Here is a 25,016-nt window from a genome sequence, read left to right as displayed (position 1 = left end):
GCCCTACCGTTGGCCCGCAGATCGCTGACCAAGCACGACGATGCCCCGCACGAGGACAGGCAGCCGAGGGAGATCCATGCCACAGCAGACCGCCGTCGTCGTTCTCGCAGCCGGTGCCGGGACGCGAATGCGGTCGAAGACCCCCAAGGTCCTGCATTCGCTGGCCGGTCGAAGCATGCTCGCCCACGCGCTGCATGCGGCGAACGAGATCGACCCCGCGTACCTCATCACCGTGGTGGGGCACGACCGCGAGCAAGTCGGCGCGGCGGTGACCGCGGTGGCCGACGAACTGGGCCGGGAGATCACCCCGGCGATCCAGGAACAGCAGCTCGGCACCGGGCACGCCGTGCAGTGCGCGCTGGCCGCCCTGCCGGTCGGATTCACCGGTGACGTACTGGTCACCTCCGCGGACGTGCCGCTGCTGGACGGACACACCCTGGCCGCACTGCTCGACGAGCACCGCAGCTACGCCGAACGCCCCGCGGTCACCGTGCTGACCTTCGTACCGCCGGACCCGAACGGCTACGGCCGCATCGTGCGCGACGCGGAGGGCCAGCTGGCCGAGATCGTCGAGCACGCCGACGCCACCCCCGAGCAGGCCGCGATCACCGAGGTGAACTCCGGTGTGTACGCGTTCGACGCGGCGGTGCTGCGCACCATGATCAGCCGACTGTCCACCGCCAACGCCCAGCACGAGCTGTACCTCACCGACGTGCTGCGCCTGGCCCGCGAGGCAGGTCACCCGGTGCACGGCGCGCGCCTGGTCGACGCGGCCAAGGTCACCGGCGTCAACGATCGGGTGCAACTGGCCTCGGCGGCGCACACGCTCAACCGCTACATCCTGGAACGCCACATGCGCGCGGGCGTCACGATCATGGATCCCGCCTCTACCTGGGTCGACGCCGGTGTGCGCATCGGAAGGGACGCCGTGCTGCGCCCCGGCGTGCAACTTATCGGCAACACTGTCGTCGGCGAGGACGCCGAGATCGGCCCGGACAGCACGCTCACCGACGTTGTCGTCGGCGACGGCGCCCGGGTGATCCGCACCCACGGCGAGGGCGCCACCATCGGCCCGAAGGCGACCATCGGCCCGTTCAGTTACCTGCGGCCCGGCACCGTCGTGGGCGAGGTGGGCAAGCTCGGCGCGTTCGTCGAGACCAAGAACGCCTCGATCGGCGCGCATTCGAAGGTCCCGCACCTGACCTACGTCGGCGACGCCACCATCGGGGAGCACAGCAACATCGGTGCGTCCAGCGTCTTCGTCAACTACGACGGGGTGACCAAGCACCACACCGTGGTCGGCTCGCACGTGCGCACCGGCAGCGACACCATGTTCGTCGCGCCGGTGACGGTGGGTGACGGAGCCTATACGGCGGCGGGTACTGTACTGCGCAGAAACGTTCCGCCCGGAGCTCTCGCGGTCTCCGGCGGACCGCAGAAGAACATCGAGGGCTGGGTGCAGCGACACCGTCCGGGGACGGACGCGGCCCGCGCGGCGGCGGAAGCCATCGCGGCCAAGGAGATGTCGGGTCAGGCAATAGAGCAAAAGGATGGCAATCAGCAGTGACCGCGTCATGGATCGATAACCAGAAGAACCTGATGCTCTTCTCGGGACGCGCTCATCCTGAGCTGGCCGAGCAAGTCGCCAAGGAACTCGACGTCCACGTCACGCCGCAGATCGCGCGGGACTTCGCCAACGGCGAGATCTTCGTCCGGTTCGAGGAGTCGGTCCGTGGTTCCGACGCCTTCGTCCTGCAGAGCTTCCCCGCGCCACTGAACCAGTGGCTGATGGAGCAGCTCATCATGATCGACGCGCTCAAGCGCGGCTCGGCCAAGCGGATCACCGCTGTGCTGCCGTTCTACCCGTACGCCCGCCAGGACAAGAAGCACCGCGGCCGCGAGCCCATCTCGGCCCGTCTGGTCGCGGATCTGCTGAAGACCGCGGGCGCGGACCGGATCATCACCGTCGACCTGCACACCGACCAGATCCAGGGCTTCTTCGACGGCCCCGTCGATCACATGCACGCGCAGGTGCAGCTGGCGGAGTACATCCGCACCAACTACAGCCTCGAGCACATCACCGTCGTCTCCCCGGACTCCGGCCGCGTGCGCGTCGCCGAGAAGTGGGCCGACTCGCTGGGCGGCTCGCCGCTGGCCTTCATCCACAAGACCCGCGACCCGCTGGTGCCCAACCAGGTGAAGTCCAACCGCGTGGTCGGCGAGGTCGAGGGCCGCACCTGCATCCTGATCGACGACATGATCGACACCGGCGGCACCATCGCGGGCGCGGTCAAGGTGCTGAAGGAGGCAGGCGCGGGTGACGTGGTCATCGCCGCGACCCACGGCGTGCTGAGCGCGCCCGCCGCCGAGCGCCTCGCCAACTGCGGCGCCAAGGAGGTCGTGGTGACCAACACCCTCCCGCTGGCGGAAGAGAAGAAGTTCCCGCAGCTCACCGTGCTCTCCATCGCGCCGCTGCTGGCCCGCACCATCCGCGAGGTCTTCGAAAACGGTTCGGTCACCGGCCTTTTCAACGGCAACGCCTAAGCCTCACACCGCGGAAACGGCGGCTCGGACTCCGGTCCGGGCCGCCGTTTCCGCGTTCGCGTTAGCCGCGGCGATCGGTGGGGATACTGAGGGTATGGACCGTGACCCGTTGGAGACCGAAATGGGGGATGACGACCAGGAGGACGAGATCCGCGAGTATCAGCGCAATATCGAGGATCCGCCCGACGACCTGCGCATCCGCTACCACGAGGACGAGGACGACGGCAGGCTCGGCATCGGCGACGAGCTGGATCAGGAGTGGACGCCGCACGACGGCCGCACCGAGGACGACGAGGCGGACGACCGGTCCGCCGAGGTGGCCGCGATCGAGATCGTCGACGACGAGGACCTCTGAGCCGAATACCGCCCCGACGCGCCGCGCTGTAGCAATCGGCTATGACGGCGCGTGCCGCGTGGTAGGCATAGGTTGCGTGACCGGGACGACACGAGGAGGGTGCGATGAGCACGCCGAAGGATCCGGACCACACCGACGACGAGCGGCGGGAGCCGGAGGCACCGTCGTTGTCGAGACAGACCGGTGAGACCTCCGGTGACGAGCCCGCTCAGCCACTGACCGGCGCCGCCCCGGCCCAGACCGGCACACCACCCACCGAGCACGATCCAGCCGCCGCGCGGCCACCGGAAGGCGAGCAGGGTTCGGCGGACCAATGGTGGCAGTCGGGCGGCACACCGCCCGCGGGGCCGCTGGGCGGCCAGTGGGGCGCGGAACCCAGCGGTCAACCGGCCGAACCTCAGCCCTGGGGCGCCGACGGGCCGGGCGGCCAGCAGTCCTGGGGCGCCGAACCCGCCGCGCCGGGGTCCCCGCTGTCGGGTTCCGCTCCCCAGCCTCCGACCGACGAGGAGACGCGCCGGTTCACACCGGACGACCACGCTCGATACGGGTCGGGCGGACACCCCTACCCGCCGTACGGACAGCCCGCCGACGCCGGGCAACCGTATCCGCCGCCCGGGCAACCTCAGTACCCGGCGGGCGGAGGGTACGACCAACCGGCGGCCGGTCCGCAGTACGGCTACCCGTCCTACCCGCAGGAGGGGTACGAGCCGTATGGCACCCCGCCGAGGCAGCCGGGTAGCCAGGTGTACTCGATCATCGGGTTCGTCTGCGCGGTGATCGCGGTGCTGTTCTGCCCGATCTTGTTCGGTCCGGCCGGGATAGTCCTGGGGATCGTCGGGCACAACAAGGGCGAATCGCTAGGCAAATGGGCAGCGATCGCAGCGGCCGTCGGCATGATCATCGGCTTCATCGTGGGATTCGCCGTGTTCGGCGGAGACTTCACGACGTAGATTTCCGGTATGCGTTCCTTCGGTGACACCAGCGCGGCGAGTGTGCGCGCATGACCGGATTCACAGGCTTCCCGCTGGCCGGGCTGGACTTCTACGAAGACTTGGAGGCCGACAACTCCAAGGCTTTCTGGACCACGCACAAGAATATTTACGACGAATCGGTACTCACGCCGATGAAGGCGCTTGTAGCCGAGCTGGAGCCGGATTTCGGCGCGGCGAAGATCTTCCGGCCATATCGGGATGTGCGATTCGCCAAGGACAAGACACCGTACAAGACCGCGCAGGGCGCGGTGGTGCGCGCCGCGCCCGGCGTCGGCTGGTATGTCCAGATCAACGCCGCGGGCCTGTTCGTCGGCGGCGGCTTCTACCAGGGCTCGCCCGATCAGCTCGCGCAACTGCGCGCGACCATCGACGACGAGGTGCGCGGCGGCGAACTGGCGGCGATCCTCGCGAAACTCGCCGGCGCCGGCTTCACCATCGGCGGCGAGAAGCTGAAGACCAAACCCAAGGGTTACGACGCCGACCATCCGCGCATCGACCTGCTGCGGCACAAATCCATCACGTGCGGCAGGGAATTCGGCGCACCCGGCTGGCTGGACACGCCGCGGACGGCGAAGGAGGTCCGCGCCGCGTGGGAGACGATGCGGCCGCTGGTCGAGTGGCTCGCGGCGGTGGTCGGCGGCGCGCCATCCCGGTGACCGCCGCCGACCGGAGCCCCGGTCAGCGCCGTCCGGCGAGGATCAGCGCGAAGCGATCGTCCGGATCGGTCCACACGTGCCCGGTGGCGAAGCCCGCGGCGGCGAGTTCGGCGTCGAGCCCCTCGACCCGGAACTTCGCGGAGATCTCGGTGCGCATCTGTTCGCCGCGGCCGAAACGCACGGTGAGACCGAGGTCGGCGACCGTGACGGTCATGTCCTCGCTCGCCTCCAGCCGCATCTCGATCCACTCCCGCGCCGCGTCCCAGACCGCGATGTGCCGGAACTTCTCCGGCGGGAAGTCGGCGCGCAGGCGAGCGTTCAACACGTGCAGCACATTCCGATTGAACTCGGCGGTGACGCCCGCCGCGTCGTCGTAGGCGGGCACGAGCACCGCCGGGTCGGTGACCAGCCCGGCGCCGAGCAGCAGTTGCTCACCCGGCTCGAGCACGGCGTGGATCCTGGCGAGGAATTCGGCCCTCTCCTCGGGGACGAGGTTGCCGATGGTGCCGCCGAGGAAGGCGATCATCCGGCGACCGCCGCGCGGGAGGTTGTCCAGGGTGTCGGTGAAATCGCTGACCACCCCGTGCACGCCGAGACCAGGGAACTCGGCCGCGACCTCGTCGGCCGCCGCTCGCAGCGCCGCGGACGAAACATCCTGCGGTACATACGTCTTCAAGGGTCCGCGCGCGCTGAGGGCGGTGAGCAGCAGGCGGGTCTTGGCCGCCGATCCGGCGCCCAGTTCGACCAGCACCTCGGCCTGGGCCGCGTCGGCGATCTCGTCGACCACCCGCTCGAGCAGCGCGCGCTCGGTGCGCGTCGGGTAGTACTCGGGCAGCTCGGTGATCCGCTCGAACAGTTCGCTGCCCTTGGCGTCGTAGAACCATTTGGGCGGCAGCCATTTCGGGTTCGCGGTCAGGCCTTGTGTGGCGTCCGAGCGGAGCGCCGTGTTCAGGTCGTCTTCGGTGAGGTGGATGTCCAGCGTGGCTGCGGTCATGGCGCGGGCCTTTCGGGTCAGAGGAGGGCGTCGACGGACAGCGCGCCGGGCCTGGCGCTCACCAGGCTGCGGTCCGGGATCGACCGCCAGCGGGGGTCGTCGTCGAAGGGTTCGGAGGACACGAGCGCGAAATCGTCGGTGACCAGCACCGACAACGAATGGTGGCAGGTGGTCGCCCACAGTTGCGCGCCGTCGGAGAGCAGGAGATTCAGGCGTGCTTCCGGCGCCCGGTCGAGGATCGCGGACACCAGCAGCCGCAGTGCCGCCGGAGCGGCGGACCATTCGCCGTCCGGTGCGCCGGTCGCCAGCAGATCGCACAGCAGTACCCACAGCGTGGCAGCGTCGGTGGCGGATTCCGCCTCCAGCAACCGCGCGGGGGTGAACAGGTCCTCGGCGCCGAGTTCGGCGGCGATGAGCGCGAACTCCTCGGCCACGCCGGTCAGCGTGCGCCGCCAGTCCGGCACTACGCCGTTATGACTGAACGCCCAGCGGTCACGGGTGAACGGCGCGCACGCGGACCGCTCGACCGGCATGCCGACCGTCGCCGACCGCACCGCCGCGAGCACGGCGGCGGACTCCAGCTGCGGAAGCACCTCGTCCACGGCCGGGTCGGTCCAGATCGGCGCCGCGTTGCGGTAACGGCTGGCGGTGACCGTGTCGTCCGCTCCGACGCGCCACCAGGCGACGCCGAACCCGTCGGCGTTGATGGTGCCGCCGTGGCGCATGTCGCGCGGCGCCCACGCCTGCGTGTGCAGCGAATGGGAGCCGAGGGTCAACATGTCGCCTACCCGCACCGGCGGGCCGATGTAACCCAGGTGCCTACACATCGGCACCCTCCGATGCCACCTTCGACCGGCGCGGTCCGCTCACCGCGGGACCATGGTCCGGCCACAGGCCGGAATGACGGGCGTCGCTCACTCGCCTTCTCCCGGACGCAGATCCCGCGCCAAGCGGAATCCGGCGAAGATCTGGCGGCGGATGGGATGGTCCCAGTTTCGGAAGGTGCCGCGACAGGCCACCGGATCGGTGCCGAAGGAACCACCGCGCAGCACACGGTAATCGCCGCCGAAGAACACCTCGGAGTACTCCCGGTACGGGAACACGCGGAAGCCCGGGTACGGCTCGAAACCCGAAGCGGTCCATTCCCACACGTCACCGATCAACTGGTGCACGCCCGCGGGAGACGCCCCGGACGGATACGCGCCGACCTCGGCGGGTTCCAGATGCCGCTGCCCGAGGTTCGCGGTGGTCGCGTCGGGATCGGTGTCGCCCCACGGGAATCGGCGCGACGCGCCGGTGGCCGGATCGAACCTGGCCGCCTTCTCCCACTCCGCTTCGGTGGGCAGGCGCTTACCCGCCCAGTTCGCGTAGGCCTCGGCCTCGAACCAGCACACGTGCACGACCGGCTGCCGCGGCCGCAGCGGGGTCATCACCCCGAATACCCGCCGCCACCAGCGCCCGGACGGATCGCGCTCCCAGAACTGCGGCGCGACGAGGCCTGCCTCGGTGCGGTGCGCCCAGCCGCGCTCGGACCAGAGTTCGGGCCGCTCATAGCCGCCGTCGTCGATGAAGGCCAGGTATTGCTCGTTGGTCACCGGCGCGGCGTCGATCGCGAAGCCCGGAACCAGGACCGGATGTGCGGGGCGTTCGTTGTCCAGCGCCCACACGTCGGTCGAGGTGCCCATGGTGAATTCGCCCCCGGGGATCACGACTTCCCCGGTGACCGGCGCCACGGCGGTGGGTGCGGCCGCCGCGGCGAGCACGGGTGCGCCCGCGCGCAACTGATGGGTGGCCAGCATGGTCTCGTCGTGCTGCTGCTCGTGCTGGGCGATCATGCCGAACGCGAACCCGTCATCGATCAGTGGCCGGCCTCGCAGGTCGCTGCGCTCCAGCACATCCCACACCTTGTCGCGCACGGCGCCGACGTAGTCGCGGGCCTGGCCGGGATCGAGCAACGGTAGTTCGGGCCGGTTCGCGCGGGCGTGTTTGAAGGCGTCGTAGAGCTCGTCGATGTCGGCGCGCACCGCGTCGCGTCCGCCGACGTCGCGCACGAGCCAGAGTTCTTCCTGATTGCCGATGTGCGCGAGGTCCCAGACGAGTGGGCTCATCAGTCGCGAATGCTGGGCTACCAGTTCGGCTTCGTCGAGGCAGTCGGTGAGGGTGAGGGTTCGTTGCCGGGCGCGCGTGAGCACTTCGGCGATCCGGTCGCGCAGCTGTTCGGTACCGGAGTGGTCGGTGAAGGCGGAATGGGAAGTGGTCACGGGAAACGTCTCCGGGATTCGTGCTGATCGGCGTCTGCGCTGCTGGGCGACTCGGCGCGGTGGACCGGGTCGCTGTCGGGGAAATACGGTCGGCTGCTGGTCACAGGGCTGTCTCCGTGGGCTCCGTGCTGTGCTCGATGTCGTCCTCGGTCGGGGTGCGTCCGTGGCGACATCGTTTCGCGGCGGATTCCACGGCGCGGGCGGCGTCGTCGGTCGCGGTGTGCTCGGCCGCCAAGCGCAGCAGGGCCACCGCACCGGCCCGGATGTCGGGATCGGCCAATCCGTAGCGGGCGGCATCGACCCAGCGGCCGGCCAGCGGCGCGGCGATCGAGCTCGCCTCCGCGACCACCGCCGGGCTGGACATGAGCGCGTCGATCACGTGCACCGGCACGGTCCACGCATCGCCGGGCTGGGCGTCGATGTAGCGGACCTCCAGGTGGCCCGAGGCGCGCACCGGCGGGAACAGCGTGGTCAGGTGGTAGTCGAGGTCGCCGATGCCGGGGCGGCGGCCGACCTCGTCGTCCAGTGCGCCGGACAGCCAGTCGGCGAAGGTGGCACCGGGCGGTGCGGACCATTCCGCGCAGTCGCCGTCACCGCCCTCGGCGCCGCCGTCCGGTCGGCGCACGCACAGCAGCGGCACGTCCAGCGCCCATCTGCCGTACGCGGCGATCGGGTCGGCCCAGTCCAGCACCGGAGGGCGGGTGCGCGTGTTGTCCAGCCGCAACCAGGCCCGCATGCGCTGCGACGCCCATGTTCCCGGCGGCGCGCCGCGCAGGCCGGGTGAACAGGCGAAGGCGGCCAGCAGCGCCGGGCCGACGGCGTACAGGGCGCTCCAGCGCGCGGTGACGTCCGCGCGGTCGGCCCCCGCGTCGACGCTGACCTGGGTGGCCGCGGTATTGCACATCATCAGTTTGCCGAACGGCCCGATGCCGCCGAAGGAGCGCTCCATCGCGCGATAGCGCGGCAGCTGAAGCAAGCGCTTGGGGCGGCGGTCCGCGTCGGCGGCGACGGAAACGGGGCGGATGGACCGGGATTCGAGAAGTTCCCGCAACAGGCGGGCATCATCGCGCAGGCGATCACACAGCTGCGCGGCAGCTCCGTAGGGAGCGCTGGAGAGTTCGATCTGACCGCCGGGTTCCAGAGTGACCCGGCTGCCCCCCGGCAAGGCGAGCGCCGGCGAATCGGGGGCGATGGACCGTGGTGCGTACGGTCCGAGTGCGTCCGCCATGGCGGACAGCTGGGGGCGCGGAGCGGCCGATGGACCCGACGCCGAACACTCACCCTGCACCGTGAGCCATTCGAGTTCGGCGCCGATCAGCGCCGGTGGCCCGAGCTTGAAACACACCCCTCCGACATATGCTTCCGCCGCCGCGCGGGAGGACAGTTCTCCCTGCTCGGTGGCACACCCGGCCGACTCAGGACTCTCGAGCGTGACCGCCATGCCAACCTCCAGTGGGCTCCGGGACGTAGTCCGCTGCTCTTCGGTTATCGCCATTCTGCGCGGTGGTATTCCACTCCCCGGCCGAAATTCGAGTGCGGCGATCCATCCAGCGTAGCGACGCAGGCCGACAAGAAACCGACATGAAGCCGAACAATTCACCCGATAAGGTCGGCTCCATGCTGGATGACGATCGCGTACGAGCCGACACTCCCGGATGCGCGGCGGGGCCCGGACCGGGACCCGTTTTCCTCGACAGCGCCGGCTCGTCGCTGCCCCCTCGGGTCGTCACCGACACCGTCGTCGCGCATCTGCGCAGGGAGGCGGAGATCGGCGGCTATCGCGCCGCGAACGAGCGGCTCGACGATCTGGCCGATGTCAAGACCGCGATCGGCGCGCTGATCAACGCCGCGCCCGAGAGCATCGCGCTCAGCGACAGCGCCACGCGCTCGTGGGCGGACTTCTTCTACTCGGTGCCGCTCGCCGCGGGCGATCGCATCCTGGTCTCCGAGGCGGACTACGCCAGCAACGCCATCGCCGCCCTGCAGCGGGCCCGCGCCACCGGCGCCACGGTGGAGAAGATTCCCAGCGACGGGACCGGGCAGATCGACTTGGACGCGCTGTCGGCGCTGGTCGACGAACGGGTCAAGCTCGTGTCGGTGCTGCACGCGCCGACCAACGGCGGGCTGGTCAATCCGGCCGCCGAGGCGACCAGGATCGCGCACTCGGTCGGCGCGCTGGTGCTGCTCGACGCCTGTCAGTCCGCCGGCCAGCTGCCCCTGGACGTGGCCGAACTCGGCGTCGACGCCTTGTCGGCCACCGGCCGCAAGTGGCTGCGCGGCCCGCGCGGCACCGGTTTCCTTTACCTGCGGCCGGAGTTGGCGCGCTCGATGGAACCCGCTCGGCTCGACCTGCACGGCGCGCAATGGACCGGCCCGCACGACTACCGGCTCGCGCCCGATGCCAGCCGCTTCGAGTTCTGGGAATGCGACGTCGCGGGCAGGCTCGGCCTGGGCGCAGCGGTGCGATACCTGCTCGAACTGGGCCCGGACGACGTCTACGCCGCGATCGCGGCCCGCGCCGAGCACCTGCGCAAGGCGCTGCCGGAGATTCCCGGGGTGACCGTGCGCGACATCGGCCTGCGGCACAGCGGCATCGTGTCGTTCACCGTGGACGGCGTCGACTCCGTCGAGGTGCGCGACCGGCTGCTGGCGCAGGACATCACGGTCACGGTCAGCCACGCCGGTTCCACCCTGCTGGATATGACCGGCCGTGGCCTCGCCTCCGTCGTGCGCGCCTCGCCGCACTGCTTCGTCGGCTTCGACGAACTCGATCGCTTCGTCGCCGCGGTGGCGGAACTGCGCGCTTGAGCCGCGAGCGGCCTGCGACACTCAGGCCAGATGCACCGCGAGCGCCCTGGCCACCAGAGCCTCGACGTCGACGCCCGGTGCGACCAGACGCAGGCTGCGATTGGCCTGCGTGGTGGCGATGCCGTGCAGATTCGTCCACAGGGCGATCGCGCGGTTGCGCGGATCGGTCGTGCCCGCCGCCGCGCCGACCAGTTCGGCGAACCGCGCGAACAGCGGCAGGGTGACCGACCGCAGGTTCTCGCCGGAGCCTTCGAGCAGATCGTGCCGGAACATCAGGGTGAACATCTCCGGCCGCCGCGCGGCGAACTCGATGTACTCGGCGCTCATCCGCCCGAGACGGTCGCGCGCGGACTCGGCGTCCACCGCTGTGAACCGGTCGGCGAGGTCGGCGAACCCCCGCGCGGCGATGGCGGCCAGCAGTGCGCGGTGGGTCGGGAAGTAGCGCCGCGGCGCACCGTGCGAGACGCCCGCCGCCCGGGTGATCGCGCGCAACCCCAGTTGCGCGGCGCCCACCTCCTCGAGCAGATCGACGCCGACGTCGACCAGTCGATCTCGCAGCGTCTCGCTCTCGGGCATGCGGACATTGTCTACGCCTGCCACGGCAGAACCACACTCCCGCACATAGACACTGTCTACGCGATGCGGTAGACAATGTCTACGCTTTCGTCTGCGTTCGTCTACGGAGGTCTACATGTGGTACTCGCTGTTCAAGTACGTGCTGCTCGGTCCGCTGCTGCGGCTACTCGGCAGGCCCGATGTGGCGGGGCTGGACAACATCCCGCGCACCGGGCCGGTGATCATCGCGGCCAATCACCTCGCCGTGATCGACTCGCTCTACCTCGCGCTGGTCGTCCCCCGGCGCGTGACGTTCCTGGCGAAACAGGAGTACTTCACCGGGAAGGGCCTGCGCGGCCGGTTCAATCGGTGGTTCTACTCGGTCTCCGGGCAGGTTCCGGTCGACCGGACGGGCGGCGACGCGGCCGCGGGCGCACTGGCCGCGGCCACCCGCATCCTGGAAGCAGGCGGCGTCTGGGCGATCCATCCCGAGGGCACCCGTTCACCGGACGGGCGAATCTACCGCGGCCGCACCGGCACCCTGCGGGTCGCCATGGCCACCGGCGCGCCGGTCGTTCCGGTGACGCTGTCGGGTACCGACCGGGTGAACCCGCGCGGCAGTCGTCTGCCGCGGTTCGGCAAAGTGCGCATCGAGTTCGGGGCGCCGCGCCGCTACCCGCCCGCCGAGCAGCGCCACATGGTGCGCGCCGCCACCGACGAGCTGATGCGCGAACTGGCCGCGCGCTCGGGCCGGTGCTATGTCGACCGCTACGCGGCCACCTTCTCGTCGCTGTGACCTGGGGCCCCCGGAAAAGGGGTTAACGCCGCACCGCGATGGCGGGATAGTGGGGGGAGGCCGGTTCCCGGCGACAGCTGGTGGTTAGGAGATGAACGTTGAGCAGGTTCACCGACGAGATGTATGCCACGGCGCGAAACTCCGAGCGCGGACTGGTAACCGGCGAGCCCAGCGCGCCGCTGCGGCGCACCTGGGCGGAGATCCACCGGATCGCCCGGCGCATGGCGGGCGGGCTGGCCGAAGCGGGCATCGGGCACGGCGACGCGGTCGGCGTGCTCGCGGGCATGCCGGTCGATATCGCCCCGGCCTGCCAGGCCGTCTGGATGCGCGGCGCGTCGATCACCATGCTGCACCAGCCGACTCCGCGCACCGATCTGGTGGTCTGGGCGCGCGACACCGAGACCGTGCTGACCATGATCGAAGCGCGCGCGGTCGTGCTGGGCGCGCCGTTCGAGGCGGCCGAGCCGCTGCTGCGCGAACGCGGCATCACCGTGGTGCGCATCGACCAGCTGCCCGACGGTCCCGACACCGACCCGGTACCCACCGCCGAGGGCGATATCGCGTTGCAGCAGTTGACCTCCGGTTCCACCGGCTCGCCCAAGGCGGTCCGGATCACGCACGAGAACTTCTTCGTCAACGCCCACGCCATGTTCGACCGGGTGAAATTCCAGCTCGACGACGACGTGATGGTCAGCTGGCTGCCCCTGTTCCACGACATGGGCATGGTCGGATTCCTCAGCGTCCCGATGCAATTCGGCGCCGAAGTGGTGTGCGTGACGCCGCTGGACTTCCTCACCAAGCCGCTGCTGTGGGCCGAGCTGATCAGCAAATATCACGGAACCGTCACCGCCGCACCGAATTTCGCCTATTCGCTGCTGGCCCGGCGGCTGCGGCAGGCCGACGACGGCGCGTTCGACCTCAGCAGCGTGCGCTACATGTGGAACGGCGCCGAACCGGTGGACCCGGACACCATGGACGCTCTGGCCGCCGCCGGGAAACGCTTCGGGCTCAACCCGATGGCGCTCACCCCCGTCTACGGCATGGCCGAGACCACGCTCGCCGTGTCGATCCCCGACGCCGGTCACGGACAGGTGCTCGACGTGATCGATGCCGATCTGCTCGAAGCGATCGGCAAGGCGGTGCCCGTGCCGGAGGAGCACGGCCAGCCCGCCAACATCCGCAGGCTGCCCACCCTCGGCTATCTGGTCGACCATCTGGAGGGCCGCATCGTCGACAGCGAACGTCAGCCGCTGCCTACCCGGTCGGTGGGTGTGATCGAATTGCGCGGCCCCGCGGTCACTTCCGGGTATGTGACGGTGGACGGATTCCAACCTGCCCAGGACGACGAGGGCTGGCTGGACACCGGCGACATCGGCTACTTCACCGACGAGGGGCTGATCGTGGTGTGCGGCCGGATGAAGGACGTGATCATCATGGGCGGCCGCAACATCTACCCCACCGACATCGAGCGCGCCGCGACCAGGGTGAGCGGCGTACGTCCTGGCAACGCGGTGGCGGTGCGCCTCGACGCGGGCCAGAAGCGGGAGAGCTTCGCCGTGGTGGTGGAGAGCGGCAGCCACCAGAACCCCGAGGAGGTCAAGCGCATCGAGCGCGAGATCGTGCATTCGGTGTTCGCGGAGGTCGGCGCTCGGCCGCGCACGGTCGCCGTGCTCGGCCCCGGCGCACTGCCGAAGACCTCTTCGGGCAAATTGCGCAGGGCCGCGACCGCGATCCATCTGCCGCGCGGATGATCGGCCGGGCGCACCTCGTATCGAGCGGGGTGCGCCTCAGTGCACTTGGTTCTGCGCGGTCTCGAGACCCACGCGCAGCAACAGCTCCACCGCGTCGGCGGCCTGCTCGACGATCACCGGGACCTCTTTGCGCTCCGGCGCGGAGAACGGCTTCAGCACGTAGTCGGCCGGATCCTGGCGGCCCGGCGGGCGGCCGATGCCGATGCGGGTGCGCAGGTAGTCCTTGGTGGTCAGGGCGCTGGAGACGGAGCGCAGACCGTTGTGGCCGCCCTCGCCGCCGCCGCGCTTGAGCCGGATGGCGCCGAACGGCAGGTCGAGTTCGTCGTGCACGACGATCACCTCGGTCGGCGGCACGGAGAAGAACTTCGCCAGCGCGGCCACCGGCCGCCCGGACAGGTTCATGAACGACCGCGGCTTCGCGATCAGCACCTGACGCCCGTCCAGCCGCGCCTGCAGCAGGTCGGCGCCGGATTTCTTGTGCACACCGAAACGGCCGCCGACGCGCTCGGCGAGCACGTCGGCGACCAGGAAACCCACATTGTGCCGGGTGCGCTCGTATTCGGGACCGGGGTTGCCCAGTCCGACGACGAGCGCGGGCCCGGCGGACGGTGCGCTGTTACTCAGCGCTCTCGCCCTCGGCCTCGGCCGTTTCCTCGCCCTCGACGGGCTCGGCGGCCGGGGCGGCGATCACGTTGACGATCAGGGTCTCCGCATCGGCGGCCAGCTCGACGCCCTCGGGCAGCTGCAGCTCGCCCGCGGTGATCTGGGTGCCGGCCTCGATGCCCTCGACGGAGACCTCGATGGACTCGGGCAGCTTCAGCGCGTCGGCCAGGACGGAGACGGTGGTGGCTTCCTGGGTGACCAGGGTGCCAGGGGCGGCGTCGCCCGCGACGGTGACGTTCACGTCGGCGGTGACCTTCTCGCCGCGCTTGATGATCAGCAGGTCGGCGTGCTCGATGTAGCGACGGATCGGGTGCACCACAACGGACTTGGTCAGCGCGAGCTGCTTCTGGCCGTCGATGACGAGGTTCAGCACCGCGTTGGTGCCGTGCTCACGCAGGATGGCGGCGAAGGCCTGGGCGTTCACCGACAGATGCTGCGGGTCGGCCTGGTGGCCGTACAGCACGGCCGGGACGTTGCCCGCACGACGGGTACGGCGGGCGGCGCCCTTGCCGAACTCGGTACGTACGGATGCTTCGAGAAGGTTGACGTCGGACATGACTGGATCTACTCCTACGGCTCTTCCGGGCTGTCAGTTACACGTCAGGGGTTCCGCACACCTGACGGGGGTGGTCTACTCGTCGGGGCGAAGACCGAACGAGGACGGCCGGAAGCCGAGCCGCGTCGATCACGGTGTCGCAAAACTGGTCTGCGGTCACCCTCGCCGAGACAACCCGAACACCATACCCCAGCGCAGAGGCGCTCTTTGAATCGGGTGGTCACCGGCGGTTCGGCTCGCGCTCGAGCGAGTCGCGTACGCTGGCGTGGTTGCCGATCGGTTGTCTGCGAAAGGTTGTCTTGCGTTGAGCGCCTCCCCTGAGGGTGTTGTCGCGCCCGCACCCCGCGGGCTGTCCGCCGAGGTGGCCCGCCGGCGCACGTTCGCGGTGATCTCCCACCCCGACGCGGGCAAGTCCACGCTCACCGAGGCACTCGCCCTGCACGCCAGGATGATCTCCGAGGCGGGCGCGATCCACGGCAAGGCCGGGCGCAAGTCCACCGTCTCGGACTGGATGGAGATGGAGAAGGCGCGCGGCATCTCGGTCAGCTCGACCGCGCTGCAGTTCAACTACCGCGCCGCGGGGTCCGAGGTCGACAGCGTCATCAACCTGGTGGACACCCCCGGCCACTCCGATTTCTCCGAGGACACCTACCGGGTGCTCACCGCCGTCGACGCCGCGGTGATGCTGATCGACGCCGCCAAGGGCCTGGAGCCGCAGACGCTGAAGCTGTTCCAGGTCTGCCGCCACCGCGGCATCCCGGTGATCACCGTGATCAACAAGTGGGACCGGCCGGGCCGGGCTCCGCTGGAACTGCTCGACGAGATCGACGAGCGGATCGGCCTCACCCCCACCCCGCTGTTCCTCCCGGTCGGTATCGCGGGAGATTTCCGCGGCCTGCTGCGCCGCGGCCCGGACGGCGCGGCGCTCGAATACATCCACTTCACCCGCACCGCGGGCGGCGCGACCATCGCGCCGGAGGAGTCGCTGACGCCGGAGGCCGCCGAGGCGCGCGAAGGCGAGCCGTGGATCACCGCCGCGGAGGAGAGCGAGCTGCTCTCGGCCACCGGCCAGGACCACGACCAGGAGTTGTTCCTGGCCGGGCAGACCTCACCGGTCATCTACGCCTCCGCGATGCTGAACTTCGGCGTGCGGCAGCTGCTGGAAACCCTGGTGGCGCTCGCGCCCGCGCCGGGCTCGCGCCGCGATGTCGAGGGCAAGCCGCGCGAGACCGGCGATCCGTTCAGCGCGGTGGTGTTCAAGGTGCAGGCGGGCATGGACGCCGCCCACCGGGACCGGCTCGCCTTCATGCGGATCGTGTCGGGCGAGTTCGAACGCGGCATGGTGGTCACCCACGCGCAGACCGGGCGGCCGTTCGCCACCAAGTACGCGCTGACCGTGTTCGGCCGCGAACGCGCCACCGTCGACACCGCCTACCCCGGTGACGTCGTGGGCCTGGTCAACGCGACGGCGCTGGCTCCGGGGCACACGCTGTTCGTGGACAAGAAGGTGGAGTTCCCGCCGATCCCGTCGTTCGCACCGGAGCATTTCGCCGTGCTGCGGGCCCGTAGCGCGGGCAAGTACAAGCAGTTCCGCAAGGCGATGGACCAGCTCGACTCCGAGGGCGTCGTGCAGGTGCTGCGCAACGACATCCGCGGCGACGCCGCTCCGGTCCTGGCGGCCGTCGGCCCGATGCAGTTCGAAGTGGTGACCGCGCGCATGCTCACGGAGTTCAACGTCGAGACCACGATGGAGCACCTCGGCTACACGCTGGCCCGGCGCACCGATGCCGCGTCGGCGGAGGAACTCGGGCGGCAGCGCGGGGTGGAGGTGTTCACCCGCTCAGACGGTGCGCTGCTCGCGCTGTTCAGCGATAAATGGCGGCTGCAATACATCGAGAAGGAGCACCCGGCGCTCACCTTGGAGCCCCTGGTCGCCACCGCCGACTGAGTCAGCCGGCCTCGGACTCCGGCCGCATCGGCGGGGCACCTGGGTCGCGTTCGATCGAAGAGATGCCGTCTTCTTTCGCGATCAGACCCCAGCGGCTCGACGTCAGCCGCAGGCTGGGCAGGTCGCTGAGGGAGAGCACCACTTCGTAGGTGCGTTCGTAGCCGGTGTGCGAGATGCGCCAGTGGCCGTCGTCGCAGCGGACGTAGCGGTCGGTGTAGAAGGCCGCGCCGCGCAGCAGCATGTTGTGGCCCGGAATGAGCACCGTGTCGGCGAGGTACCACGTGCCGGTCGCGGTGTCGCCGTCCACATCGATCTCCGGGTGGTCGCAGCGGTGCTCGGTGATCACGTGCGGCCCGAGTGTGTTGCGCATGAACGCGATGAACGCCTCGCGCGATTCGAACTGCAGATATTCGCTGTAGGTCGCGGTCGCCTCGGGCACCATGGTGTCGGCGAAGTCATCCCAGGATTTGGTGTCGAGGGTGCGCAGGTACCGGTACTTCAACCGGGAGATCGCCGAAACGTCGTCCAACTCCCGCTCGTCGCGGCCGCGGCCCGCCCGCGGATCGTCGCGCACCTGCCCGAAGTCGATGGTTCCCGCGTCGAAGCGCAGCCGGTCATCGGCGTCGGCATCCCCTTCACCGGCGCTTGTCGCCCGCCTGTCGCGGTTCGGACCCGCACCGACCGGGTCGAAGTCTCGTTCCTCCGGCTCCGGTATGCCGGAATCGATGTCCACCCCGCCGCGCTCTTGGCCGCCCGGGGGAAAGCCCAGGTCGTCGCGCTGCGGCCCACCGGAGCCCGTGCCCCGGTCGTTACGCACTTGCCCAGCGATGCCCAAACCTGGGTCGCCGCGCCCCTGCCCGCCGGTTCGCTGATCCATACCCTCAACAATCCCATCCCGAGTGCCGGATTGGGAGGGTTGTATCAGATTGCTATCACGGCGAGCGGAACATTCCGGTCAAGATCAACTTCGGGTCAGCTCCCGATCGTGAAGCAGGTACGGCAGAAGTCCTCACCGAACTCGGTCAGGCGGAGACTCTTGCGCACGATCTTCGGCGCCCGGCCCGCCTTCTTCAGCGCCGCCTCCACCACGGGCTGCACCTCGAGCACCATGTACCGGCTAAGCACCACCGGATCGTCCGAGGTCAGCGTCAGCCCGAGGCGATTGAGATTGATCAGGTAGGACCGTGCGCGGTCGGGGTAGCGCACCCCGGCCTGCTCGGGCACCGAGGTGAGATCGCCCTGCACCAGTTCCGAGCCGATCCCCAGCGGCCGGTTGGTGCGCACGTCGACCGCCGGCTGCGGGCCGTTGAGCGCCATGAAGCGCAGGATGCGCGCCTCGTCGGGAGCGAGTTCGTCGAGGATGCGGTCGTAGGCCGGGTGCACGTCCTCGGTGAAGTAGACGTCGGCCGACCTGGCCAGCAGCGCGTCGCCACGGCGGCGCAACTCCTCGGTGCTCGCCGAGCGCAGGTAGGGGCCGACGGCCAGCGGCGGCTGCGAGGTGGGGCCGTTGGAGGTCGGGACGTAGCTGACGATCTCCCGGACCGAGCCCTCGGTGACGCCGAGCGCGCTGCGGGCGATGGAACGCAACGCGTTTCCGGTCCGCTCGGCGATCTCCGCCGAGGACTCCCCGTCCAGTGCGGCCTGGGTGATCTCCCTGGTGACCTCGTAGGTCGTGCCGACCGCCCATTGGCTTCCGCGCACGACGGTGCCCGCGGCCACTCCTGCCGCGCGGAACACGCCGCGGATCAGCCGTGCCTCATTGCTGATCTGCCGCTGTTCGACATCCGAACTGCGCTCGACGGCGCGGGAACCTGGCCGGGCCACGTCCTGTCCGGTCCTGTCGTCTGCCACGTTTTCTCCGATATCGCCGGGGGGAACGAATCCGCTCCACAGATTACTTCCCCTTGTGTCGCGGGTCATTCGCACCGCCTGACTCGGACAGTGCGACCGGCACGCGGCGCGCAATAGGGTTTCTTCGAGGAGGGGGTGCTAGTTTTGGGTGCCGGTGAGGCGGCGATCACCGGTGTATCGGCAGGAGGGTGTCGTGTTAGAGAGCGTATTCGGAATCCACCCCACGATCCTCCTCGAGCTCGTGACCATACCGCTTTTCACCGGCGTGATCGGCTACATCACCAACTGGACCGGCGTGCTCATGCTGTTCAAGCCGGTCGCCTTCCACGGTGTCCGAGTTCCCGGTCTGCGCGCGCTGTATCCATTCCTGCCCAAGCGAATTCAGGTCCTTCCGCTGCTCAGCTATGACGGCCGGTTCGGGTGGCAGGGCATCGTCCCGTCGCGCGCCGACAAGATGGCGAGCATCGCGGTCGACAAGGGCCTGGCCAAGCTGGGCAGCGTAGCCGACTTCTACCGGGAGCTCGAGCCGGACAAGCTGGCCGAGCATCTCACCAGCATCGCCGACGCGCAGATCAAGGACATCGTCGAGGACATCCTGCGCCGCGAGCATCCTCAGCTCTGGTACAACCTGCCCGCCCAGGTGCGCGACATGGTGCATGCCAGGGTGCGTCAGCAGCTGCCGGAGATCCTGCGTGAGCTGACCGAGGAATTGGGCGCGAATATCGATCAGCTGCTCGATGTGAAGCAGATGGTGATCCGCTACTTCCAGGCCCGGCCGCATCTGCTCAACACGCTGTTCCAAGTGCTCGGCGCGAAGGAACTGCGATTCATGCAGAACTTCGGTTTCTACTTCGGCGCGCCGATGGGCGTGCTGCTGGTGGCCATCCTGCATCTGAGCGGCTGGTCCAGCCTGGTCGTGCTGCCGATCGGCGGCGTGATCATCGGCTGGGTGGTCAACTGGATCGGCATCAATATGATCTTCGCGCCCGCATATCCGAAGTGGTGGGTCCCGTGGCGGCAGGGCCTGCTGATCAAACGCAAGTCCGAAATCACCGACGGATACGCGGAATTGGTTTCCAGCCAGGTGATCACCGTGGCGAATATCGGCGACGAGTTGCTCAACGGCCCGCGTTCGGATCGCACCATGCAGATGCTGGAGGACACGCTGCGCCCGGCCGCCGACCGCGCGCTCGGCCCCGCGCGCCCTGCGGTCAAGTTCATGCTCGGCAGCCGCGAATACGACTCGCTGCAATCGACCTTCACCAACGAAGCCATGTCCATCGCGCCGATCGCGTTCGCGGATCCGGAGTTCAATGTCCGCCAGGGCAGGCAGATCAACGAATACATCGCCAGGCAGATGGCGATGTTGTCGCCGCCGGACTTCGTCGACATGCTTCGCGCGGCCATCAAGCAGGATGAATGGCTCCTTTTCGTCCATGGCGGCGTGCTGGGGCTCTTCGCCGGATACGCTCATATCCTGATCTTCGGAACGGGAGTGGCGACATCATGGCTGTAGCGAGTCCGGACGACGGCGATCTCGAGGCCGTCGAGCACCTCGACGCGACGGCGGCGAATGCCGGGCCATCGCAGGAGATCGCCCGGCGGCCGGCTTCGGACATCGCTCACACCGACGAATCACCAAGACGGGTCACGGTTCCCGTGGCCACCGTGCGCGCCGCGACCGGCGTCGCACGGGTGGCGTGGACCGCCGTCACCGGGGTGACCTCCTGGGGCGTCGGCACCGCGGTCGACGTCACCTCGACCGTCGTGCGGCGCAGCATCGAGGGAGCCCCACCCCGAGAAGTGCTGGCCGAGGCGGAGTCCGAAGTCCGTGACGCGATGCGCAAAGCGCTCGGCCTTTCCGCCGCCGCGCAACCGCCCGCGCAGGACGCCGTGCCGACGCTGCGCGAGCAGGGCGCCGCGCTGCTGCGGTTGTCGGCCAGCCCGCACGGCGAGGACGACAACCATCCGGCCTTCGCGGGCATGCTCGCCGAGCTGACCCCCGACGAGGCGCGCATCCTGCGTTTCCTGCACCTGGACGGGCCGCAGCCCTCGATCGATATCCGCACCGGACGCCCGCGCGCGCTCGGCTCCGAACGCCTCGGCTCGATGCTCACCCTGATCGGCGAGCACGCCGGCCTGCGCTTCCCCAACCGGATCCAGCAGTACCTGACCAACCTGCGCAGACTGGGCCTGGTCGAGCACGCGCGCGAGCCGGTCGGCAATCCGAACCGGTATCAGCTGCTGGAGGCACAGTCACCGGTGCGGGAGATGCTGAAGCGGTCCGGCTTCGGCACCAAGGTGATCTACCGCAGCGTGGTGCTGACCGACTTCGGCGCGGACTTCGTGCGCACCTGCCTGCCCGTGGTGGTGCAGGACGGACGCGCCTCGGGGCACTAGGGTTCCCAGCCGCGCAGCGCCAGCTCGGCCACCCGCTGCAATTCGGCCCGGCTCGCGCCGTCCCGCGCCGCCTGGGACATTCCTTGCATCACCGTGCCGACATAGCGGGCCAGCGTGCGTGCTTCCAGGTTGGGCGACAGGACGCCCGCGTCGATGTCGGCCTGGATGCGCGCTGCGAACGCGTCGATGTTCCGGTTGCGCATGTCGCGCAGGAAATCGGCGATCTCGGCGCTCGTGGTGTTGACGCCCGCGCTGATCACCAGACAGCCGTGCGGGCATTCCGGCCTGCTGTACTCCACGGCCGCCTCGCGCAGGATGCGCCGGAGCGCCGCGTCTGCGGTGCCCTCCTCGGCGAGCGCCCGCGTGACGAATCCGCCGTAGCGCGCGCCGAATTTGGCGACGACCTCGGCGAACAACGTCTTCTTGTCCCCGAACGCCGCGTACAGGCTGGGCGCACCGATTCCCATCGCCGCGGTCAGGTCGCCGATCGACGTGGCTTCGTACCCGCGTTCCCAGAACAGCCGCATGGCCTTCTCCAGCGCGGCGTCCCGGTCGAAGGATCGGGGCCGCCCGCGGGTCGTGGTACTCATGCCGCAATTTTATAGCGGTCACTAGAGAATGTGCTACCTTGCTTTCTGTAGCGACCGCTAGAGAAAGAGGCGCGTGATGGGCGCACTGACGGGCAAGACGGCACTGGTGACCGGAAGCAGCCGGGGTATCGGCCGGGCGATAGCCGAACGACTGGCCCGCGACGGCGCACGGGTGGCGGTGCACTACAACAGCGACGAGCAGGCCGCGAAGGCGACCGTGGCCGCGATCGAGGCATCGGGCGGCGCGGCATTCACGATTCGCGCCGAACTGGGCGTGCCCGGCGACGCCGAGGCGCTGTGGGCCGCCTTCGACGCGCACGCCGACGGCCTGGACATCCTGGTGAACAACGCGGGCACCGACGGCATCCGGGAGCCGATCGCCGGGACCGACGAGGCGGCGTTCGACCGGGTATTCGCGATCAACGCCAAGGCGCCCTTCTTCATCACTCGCCTCGGCCTGGATCGGTTGCGGCCAGGCGGGCGGATCGTCAACATCTCCACCGGCCTGACCCACGGCGCGTACATGCCGCAGCTGATCGCCTACACCATGACCAAGGGCGCGATCGACAGTTTCACCAGCGTGCTCGCCAAGGAGGTCGGCGCACGCGGCATCACCGTGAACGCGGTGGCCCCGGGCATCATCGACACCGACATGAACGCGAACTGGCTGCGCAACGCCGAAACCCAGGCGGCGGTGGCGGCGATGTCCCCGCTGAAACGAGTGGGGCAGCCCGCCGACGTGGCCGACGTGGTCGGATTCCTCGCCTCCGACGAGGCACGCTGGGTGACCGGGCAGTGGATCGACGCCACCGGCGGCGGCCTGCTGTAACGGCCAGGGGATTGCCCCTCCCCCGGTTCCTTTTCGCGACGCCCGCTACGGAACGGCATCGCCCGGCCGCTCCCATTAGGCTTGAGCACCGTGCTGTCAGTTGTGCCGAGTCCCGTCACCGTGCGGGCGCCGTCGAAGGTGAACCTCCATCTCGGAGTGGGCGACCTGCGTGCCGACGGCTACCACGATCTGACCACGGTGTTCCAAGCGCTGTCCCTGAGCGACGATCTGGAGATCTCCCCCTCGGGTTCGCTGGCCGTCCGGGTCACCGGAGAGGGCGCCGCGGACGTGCCGACCGACCGGACGAACCTGGTCTGGAAGGCGGCCGTCCGGCTCGCGCACCTCGGCGGCCGTGCGCCCCTGGTGGAAATCGCCATCGCCAAAGGTATTCCGGTAGCCGGGGGCATGGCGGGCGGGAGCGCCGACGCCGCCGCCGCGCTGGTCGGGCTGAACGAGCTGTGGGACCTGGGACTGTCCAGGGAGGAACTGAGCGCGGTGGCGGCCGAACTCGGCAGCGATGTGCCGTTCGCCCTGCACGGCGGCACCGCGCTCGGCACCGGCCGCGGGGAGCGCCTGCTGCCGGTGCTGTCGCGCAATACCTTTCACTGGGTGCTCGCCTTCGCCAAAGGCGGCCTGTCCACGCCCGCGGTCTTCGCCGAACTCGACCGGTTGCGCGAGCACGGCGACCCGCCTCGGGTCGGCGAACCGCAGCAGTTGATGCAAGCGCTGGCCTCCGGCGACGCGCACCAGCTCGCACCCTTGCTCGGCAACGACCTCCAAGCGGCGGCGGTGTCGCTGAAGCCGGAACTGCGCCGCACGCTGCGGGCGGGTGTCACGGCGGGCGCGCTGGCCGGGCTGGTGTCCGGCTCCGGGCCCACGTGCGCGTTCCTGTGCGAGAGCGAGGAATCGGCGATCTCGGTGGCCGCCGAACTCGCGGGCGCGGGCGTCTGCCGCAGCGTGCGGACGGCCAGTGGGCCCGTGCCGGGCGCGCGCGTCCTCAGCGCCGACCCGTCCGGCAAGCACTGACCGCCACGAGCCCGGATCGCCCAATGGTGGATCTGCCACGGCGAGCAACTGGTTGCCGAGGCACGGCCCCGTGAACGGTCGGTCGGTCGGTAGGTGGGCGATACGCACAGGTCCGCCGCGGCTCGACCATGCCGCCGCGATCGGCCCGCCGCCGGATGGAGCGCTTCTCGGCGCCGACGAAGGCGACCGCTCCAACACGGCAGCGCGGGGCGGCCGCGACGAAGACAGCCGACCACAGCAGCCGCGCAGAAGATCGCGACCGGCGCTGGGATCAAGCCGAGTTCCCGCGCCGATCGGAATCGCGCGACCGGTGCGACGCGTCGCTCAGGGCAGCGCGTCGGCGAGGCGATCGACCTGATCGGCATCGCGGCCGTAGCAGTAGAACATCACCTCGTCCGCGCCCAGATCGCCGAATTCGGCGATGGTGGCGCGGATCTGCGCGGGCGTGGTGAGCATTCCGGCGAGGAAGCCCTCGGTGTAATCGCTGAACGCGTAGTAGGCGCCCATCGACGCGCGGGCGTCCTCGATGACGTGATCCGGGCCGAGAGCCACGTTGACCTGGGCGACAATCCTCGGCTCACCCGAGCGACCGTGGTCGGTCCAGGAACGGCGCACGATGTCGAAGAGGTTGCCCGCCCAAGAGGGCGGCGCGGCGGCGAGGAACCCGCCGCCCCACCGCCCGACGCGGTCGAGCGCGGCGGGCTGGAAACCGCCGAACAGGATCTCGGGCCCTTCCGGGCGCAGCGGCGCGGGGCCGATCGGCCCGCACTCGTCGCTGTAGGCCTCCCCCGCCCACAGGCGGCGCAGGAGCGCGAGTTGCTCGTCGAGGCGGCGGCCGCGGGTGCGCAGGTCGGTGCCCGAGGCGAGGTGGTCGTCGGCGCGACCGCCGACGCCGAGGCCGAGCACCAGCCGTCCGCCGGTCATCCGGTCGAGCGTGGCGGCCTGCTTGGCCAGCAGCACCGGGTCGCGCAGCGGCGCGAGCAGCACTTCGGTCTGGACTTTGACACGGCTGGTCGCGCCGGCGATCGTGGCCAGCGCGATCAGCGGTTCGGGGTTGTCGTAGACCAGCCGGTCGAGCAGGCCGAGGGTGCGGAACGGGCCCGCGTCGGCGCGCCGGGCCCAGTCGAGCAGGGCGGCGGGATCGGAAATGGGCAGGCCGAGGCCGACGTGCATGGAATTCCTCCGAAGAAGCGATGCGGAATGGGACGGTTGCCGCCCGCCGACACCTCGAGGCGAGGTGGGCGTCCCACTCTGCGGCTGTACTTCTGGGGAACGCCGGATCGGTTAATGGAACGAACAGTGTTCGTTCGCCGCTCAATCTAAACGAACATTGTTCGTCCCGCAAGCTCTCCCGCTGCTCGCCGGGCGAACGGACGCCCCGCCCGGGTCGGTACGCTGGCCCGGGGCCCAGGACCGCGACAGGCAGGTCTCATCGGACCGC

General features: G+C 69.7%; 24 protein-coding genes. 13 read left to right on the top strand and 11 right to left on the bottom strand.

The genetic code is table 11. The features are described 5' to 3' along the window. Nucleotides 1–76 precede the first annotated feature (76 nt). The 5 genes from glmU (at nucleotide 77) to ABZ803_RS12000 (ending at nucleotide 4,547) form a co-directional block, all read left to right on the top strand. Nucleotides 77–1,567, top strand: coding sequence for a bifunctional UDP-N-acetylglucosamine diphosphorylase/glucosamine-1-phosphate N-acetyltransferase GlmU (gene glmU / locus ABZ803_RS12020; RefSeq protein WP_357035849.1), 1,491 nt, complete (start codon nucleotides 77–79; stop codon nucleotides 1,565–1,567). Next, a complete protein-coding gene (locus tag ABZ803_RS12015; protein WP_357035846.1) occupies nucleotides 1,564–2,544 on the top strand; it encodes a ribose-phosphate diphosphokinase in 981 nt (326 codons plus the stop codon). The genes glmU and ABZ803_RS12015 overlap by 4 nt, the downstream gene beginning before the upstream one ends. A 94-nt stretch (nucleotides 2,545–2,638) precedes the next feature. Further along, a complete protein-coding gene (locus ABZ803_RS12010) occupies nucleotides 2,639–2,899 on the top strand; it encodes a hypothetical protein (protein ID WP_357035844.1) in 261 nt (86 codons plus the stop codon). 104 nt (nucleotides 2,900–3,003) lie between these two features. Beyond that, on the top strand, nucleotides 3,004–3,849 hold the full coding sequence (locus ABZ803_RS12005; RefSeq protein ID WP_357035841.1) for a hypothetical protein: 846 nt from the start codon (nucleotides 3,004–3,006) through the stop codon (nucleotides 3,847–3,849). A 50-nt stretch (nucleotides 3,850–3,899) separates the two neighbouring features. After that, the gene (locus tag ABZ803_RS12000) at nucleotides 3,900–4,547 is read left to right on the top strand and encodes a DUF2461 domain-containing protein (protein ID WP_357035838.1); all 648 of its coding nucleotides are present in this window, start codon (nucleotides 3,900–3,902) and stop codon (nucleotides 4,545–4,547) included. A gap of 22 nt (nucleotides 4,548–4,569) precedes the next feature. Here the strand turns inward: ABZ803_RS12000 and egtD are convergent, their stop codons facing one another. The 4 genes from egtD to egtA form a co-directional block, all read right to left on the bottom strand. Beyond that, the gene (egtD, locus tag ABZ803_RS11995; protein ID WP_357035835.1) at nucleotides 4,570–5,541 is read right to left on the bottom strand and encodes an L-histidine N(alpha)-methyltransferase; all 972 of its coding nucleotides are present in this window, start codon (nucleotides 5,539–5,541) and stop codon (nucleotides 4,570–4,572) included. Between the two features lie 17 nt (nucleotides 5,542–5,558). After that, on the bottom strand, nucleotides 5,559–6,368 hold the full coding sequence (gene egtC, locus ABZ803_RS11990; protein WP_357035832.1) for an ergothioneine biosynthesis protein EgtC: 810 nt from the start codon (nucleotides 6,366–6,368) through the stop codon (nucleotides 5,559–5,561). Between the two features lie 87 nt (nucleotides 6,369–6,455). Further along, complete coding sequence (gene egtB, locus ABZ803_RS11985) at nucleotides 6,456–7,802, bottom strand: ergothioneine biosynthesis protein EgtB (protein WP_357035829.1); 1,347 nt, start codon at nucleotides 7,800–7,802, stop codon at nucleotides 6,456–6,458. Between the two features lie 100 nt (nucleotides 7,803–7,902). Further along, nucleotides 7,903–9,243 carry an ergothioneine biosynthesis glutamate--cysteine ligase EgtA gene (gene egtA, locus ABZ803_RS11980; RefSeq protein ID WP_357035826.1) on the bottom strand — a complete coding sequence of 447 codons (1,341 nt, stop codon included), beginning with the start codon at nucleotides 9,241–9,243 and terminating at the stop codon, nucleotides 7,903–7,905. Between the two features lie 176 nt (nucleotides 9,244–9,419). Between egtA and ABZ803_RS11975 the strand changes: the two genes are divergently transcribed. Further along, nucleotides 9,420–10,610 carry an aminotransferase class V-fold PLP-dependent enzyme gene (locus tag ABZ803_RS11975; protein WP_357035823.1) on the top strand — a complete coding sequence of 397 codons (1,191 nt, stop codon included), beginning with the start codon at nucleotides 9,420–9,422 and terminating at the stop codon, nucleotides 10,608–10,610. Between the two features lie 21 nt (nucleotides 10,611–10,631). Here the strand turns inward: ABZ803_RS11975 and ABZ803_RS11970 are convergent, their stop codons facing one another. Then, nucleotides 10,632–11,186 (bottom strand): TetR-like C-terminal domain-containing protein, encoded by a 555-nt coding sequence (locus tag ABZ803_RS11970; RefSeq protein WP_357035820.1) that lies wholly within the window; start codon nucleotides 11,184–11,186, stop codon nucleotides 10,632–10,634. Nucleotides 11,187–11,301: 115 nt separating this feature from the next. On the opposite strand from ABZ803_RS11970, the gene ABZ803_RS11965 reads away from it, so the two are divergent. Both ABZ803_RS11965 and ABZ803_RS11960 read left to right on the top strand, forming a co-directional pair. Next, nucleotides 11,302–11,961: a lysophospholipid acyltransferase family protein gene (locus ABZ803_RS11965; protein WP_062972603.1), complete on the top strand. Its 660-nt coding sequence runs from the start codon at nucleotides 11,302–11,304 to the stop codon at nucleotides 11,959–11,961. Between the two features lie 98 nt (nucleotides 11,962–12,059). Next, on the top strand, nucleotides 12,060–13,712 hold the full coding sequence (locus ABZ803_RS11960; protein WP_357035817.1) for a fatty acyl-AMP ligase: 1,653 nt from the start codon (nucleotides 12,060–12,062) through the stop codon (nucleotides 13,710–13,712). A 36-nt stretch (nucleotides 13,713–13,748) separates the two neighbouring features. Here ABZ803_RS11960 and pth read toward each other — a convergent pair whose 3' ends face one another. Further along, on the bottom strand, nucleotides 13,749–14,336 hold the full coding sequence (pth, locus tag ABZ803_RS11955) for an aminoacyl-tRNA hydrolase (protein ID WP_040869799.1): 588 nt from the start codon (nucleotides 14,334–14,336) through the stop codon (nucleotides 13,749–13,751). Next, nucleotides 14,329–14,931 carry a 50S ribosomal protein L25/general stress protein Ctc gene (locus ABZ803_RS11950; RefSeq protein ID WP_357035814.1) on the bottom strand — a complete coding sequence of 201 codons (603 nt, stop codon included), beginning with the start codon at nucleotides 14,929–14,931 and terminating at the stop codon, nucleotides 14,329–14,331. The genes pth and ABZ803_RS11950 overlap by 8 nt, the downstream gene beginning before the upstream one ends. A gap of 304 nt (nucleotides 14,932–15,235) precedes the next feature. On the opposite strand from ABZ803_RS11950, the gene ABZ803_RS11945 reads away from it, so the two are divergent. Beyond that, nucleotides 15,236–16,879: a peptide chain release factor 3 gene (locus ABZ803_RS11945; protein WP_357035811.1), complete on the top strand. Its 1,644-nt coding sequence runs from the start codon at nucleotides 15,236–15,238 to the stop codon at nucleotides 16,877–16,879. Nucleotide 16,880: 1 nt separating this feature from the next. On the opposite strand, the gene ABZ803_RS11940 is transcribed toward ABZ803_RS11945, so the two are convergent. Further along, complete coding sequence (locus ABZ803_RS11940) at nucleotides 16,881–17,408, bottom strand: nuclear transport factor 2 family protein (protein ID WP_157114124.1); 528 nt, start codon at nucleotides 17,406–17,408, stop codon at nucleotides 16,881–16,883. A gap of 443 nt (nucleotides 17,409–17,851) precedes the next feature. After that, nucleotides 17,852–18,730 carry an Abi-alpha family protein gene (locus ABZ803_RS11935; RefSeq protein ID WP_357035808.1) on the bottom strand — a complete coding sequence of 293 codons (879 nt, stop codon included), beginning with the start codon at nucleotides 18,728–18,730 and terminating at the stop codon, nucleotides 17,852–17,854. Nucleotides 18,731–18,971: 241 nt separating this feature from the next. Here ABZ803_RS11935 and ABZ803_RS11930 point away from each other — a divergent pair, with 241 nt between their 5' ends. Together ABZ803_RS11930 and ABZ803_RS11925 are read left to right on the top strand one after the other, a co-directional pair. Further along, complete coding sequence (locus ABZ803_RS11930) at nucleotides 18,972–20,246, top strand: hypothetical protein (RefSeq protein WP_245549089.1); 1,275 nt, start codon at nucleotides 18,972–18,974, stop codon at nucleotides 20,244–20,246. Continuing rightward, nucleotides 20,237–21,130: an Abi-alpha family protein gene (locus tag ABZ803_RS11925; protein ID WP_357035805.1), complete on the top strand. Its 894-nt coding sequence runs from the start codon at nucleotides 20,237–20,239 to the stop codon at nucleotides 21,128–21,130. The genes ABZ803_RS11930 and ABZ803_RS11925 overlap by 10 nt, the downstream gene beginning before the upstream one ends. On the opposite strand, the gene ABZ803_RS11920 is transcribed toward ABZ803_RS11925, so the two are convergent. Then, nucleotides 21,127–21,720: a TetR/AcrR family transcriptional regulator gene (locus ABZ803_RS11920; protein WP_357035802.1), complete on the bottom strand. Its 594-nt coding sequence runs from the start codon at nucleotides 21,718–21,720 to the stop codon at nucleotides 21,127–21,129. The genes ABZ803_RS11925 and ABZ803_RS11920 overlap by 4 nt on opposite strands. Before the next feature lie 76 nt (nucleotides 21,721–21,796). Between ABZ803_RS11920 and ABZ803_RS11915 the strand changes: the two genes are divergently transcribed. Beyond that, nucleotides 21,797–22,549, top strand: coding sequence for an SDR family oxidoreductase (locus ABZ803_RS11915; protein ID WP_357035799.1), 753 nt, complete (start codon nucleotides 21,797–21,799; stop codon nucleotides 22,547–22,549). Nucleotides 22,550–22,639: 90 nt separating this feature from the next. Next, nucleotides 22,640–23,575 carry a 4-(cytidine 5'-diphospho)-2-C-methyl-D-erythritol kinase gene (locus tag ABZ803_RS11910; protein ID WP_357035796.1) on the top strand — a complete coding sequence of 312 codons (936 nt, stop codon included), beginning with the start codon at nucleotides 22,640–22,642 and terminating at the stop codon, nucleotides 23,573–23,575. Between the two features lie 324 nt (nucleotides 23,576–23,899). Here ABZ803_RS11910 and ABZ803_RS11905 read toward each other — a convergent pair whose 3' ends face one another. Further along, nucleotides 23,900–24,748, bottom strand: a complete 849-nt coding sequence (locus tag ABZ803_RS11905) for an LLM class flavin-dependent oxidoreductase (RefSeq protein ID WP_357035793.1) — start codon at nucleotides 24,746–24,748, stop codon at nucleotides 23,900–23,902. Nucleotides 24,749–25,016 lie beyond the last annotated feature (268 nt).

The organism is Nocardia sp. NPDC047648 (genome assembly GCF_040642815.1).
GTDB lineage: Bacteria > Actinomycetota > Actinomycetes > Mycobacteriales > Mycobacteriaceae > Nocardia > Nocardia gamkensis.
This window is presented reverse-complemented; position numbering and strand designations above follow the sequence as displayed.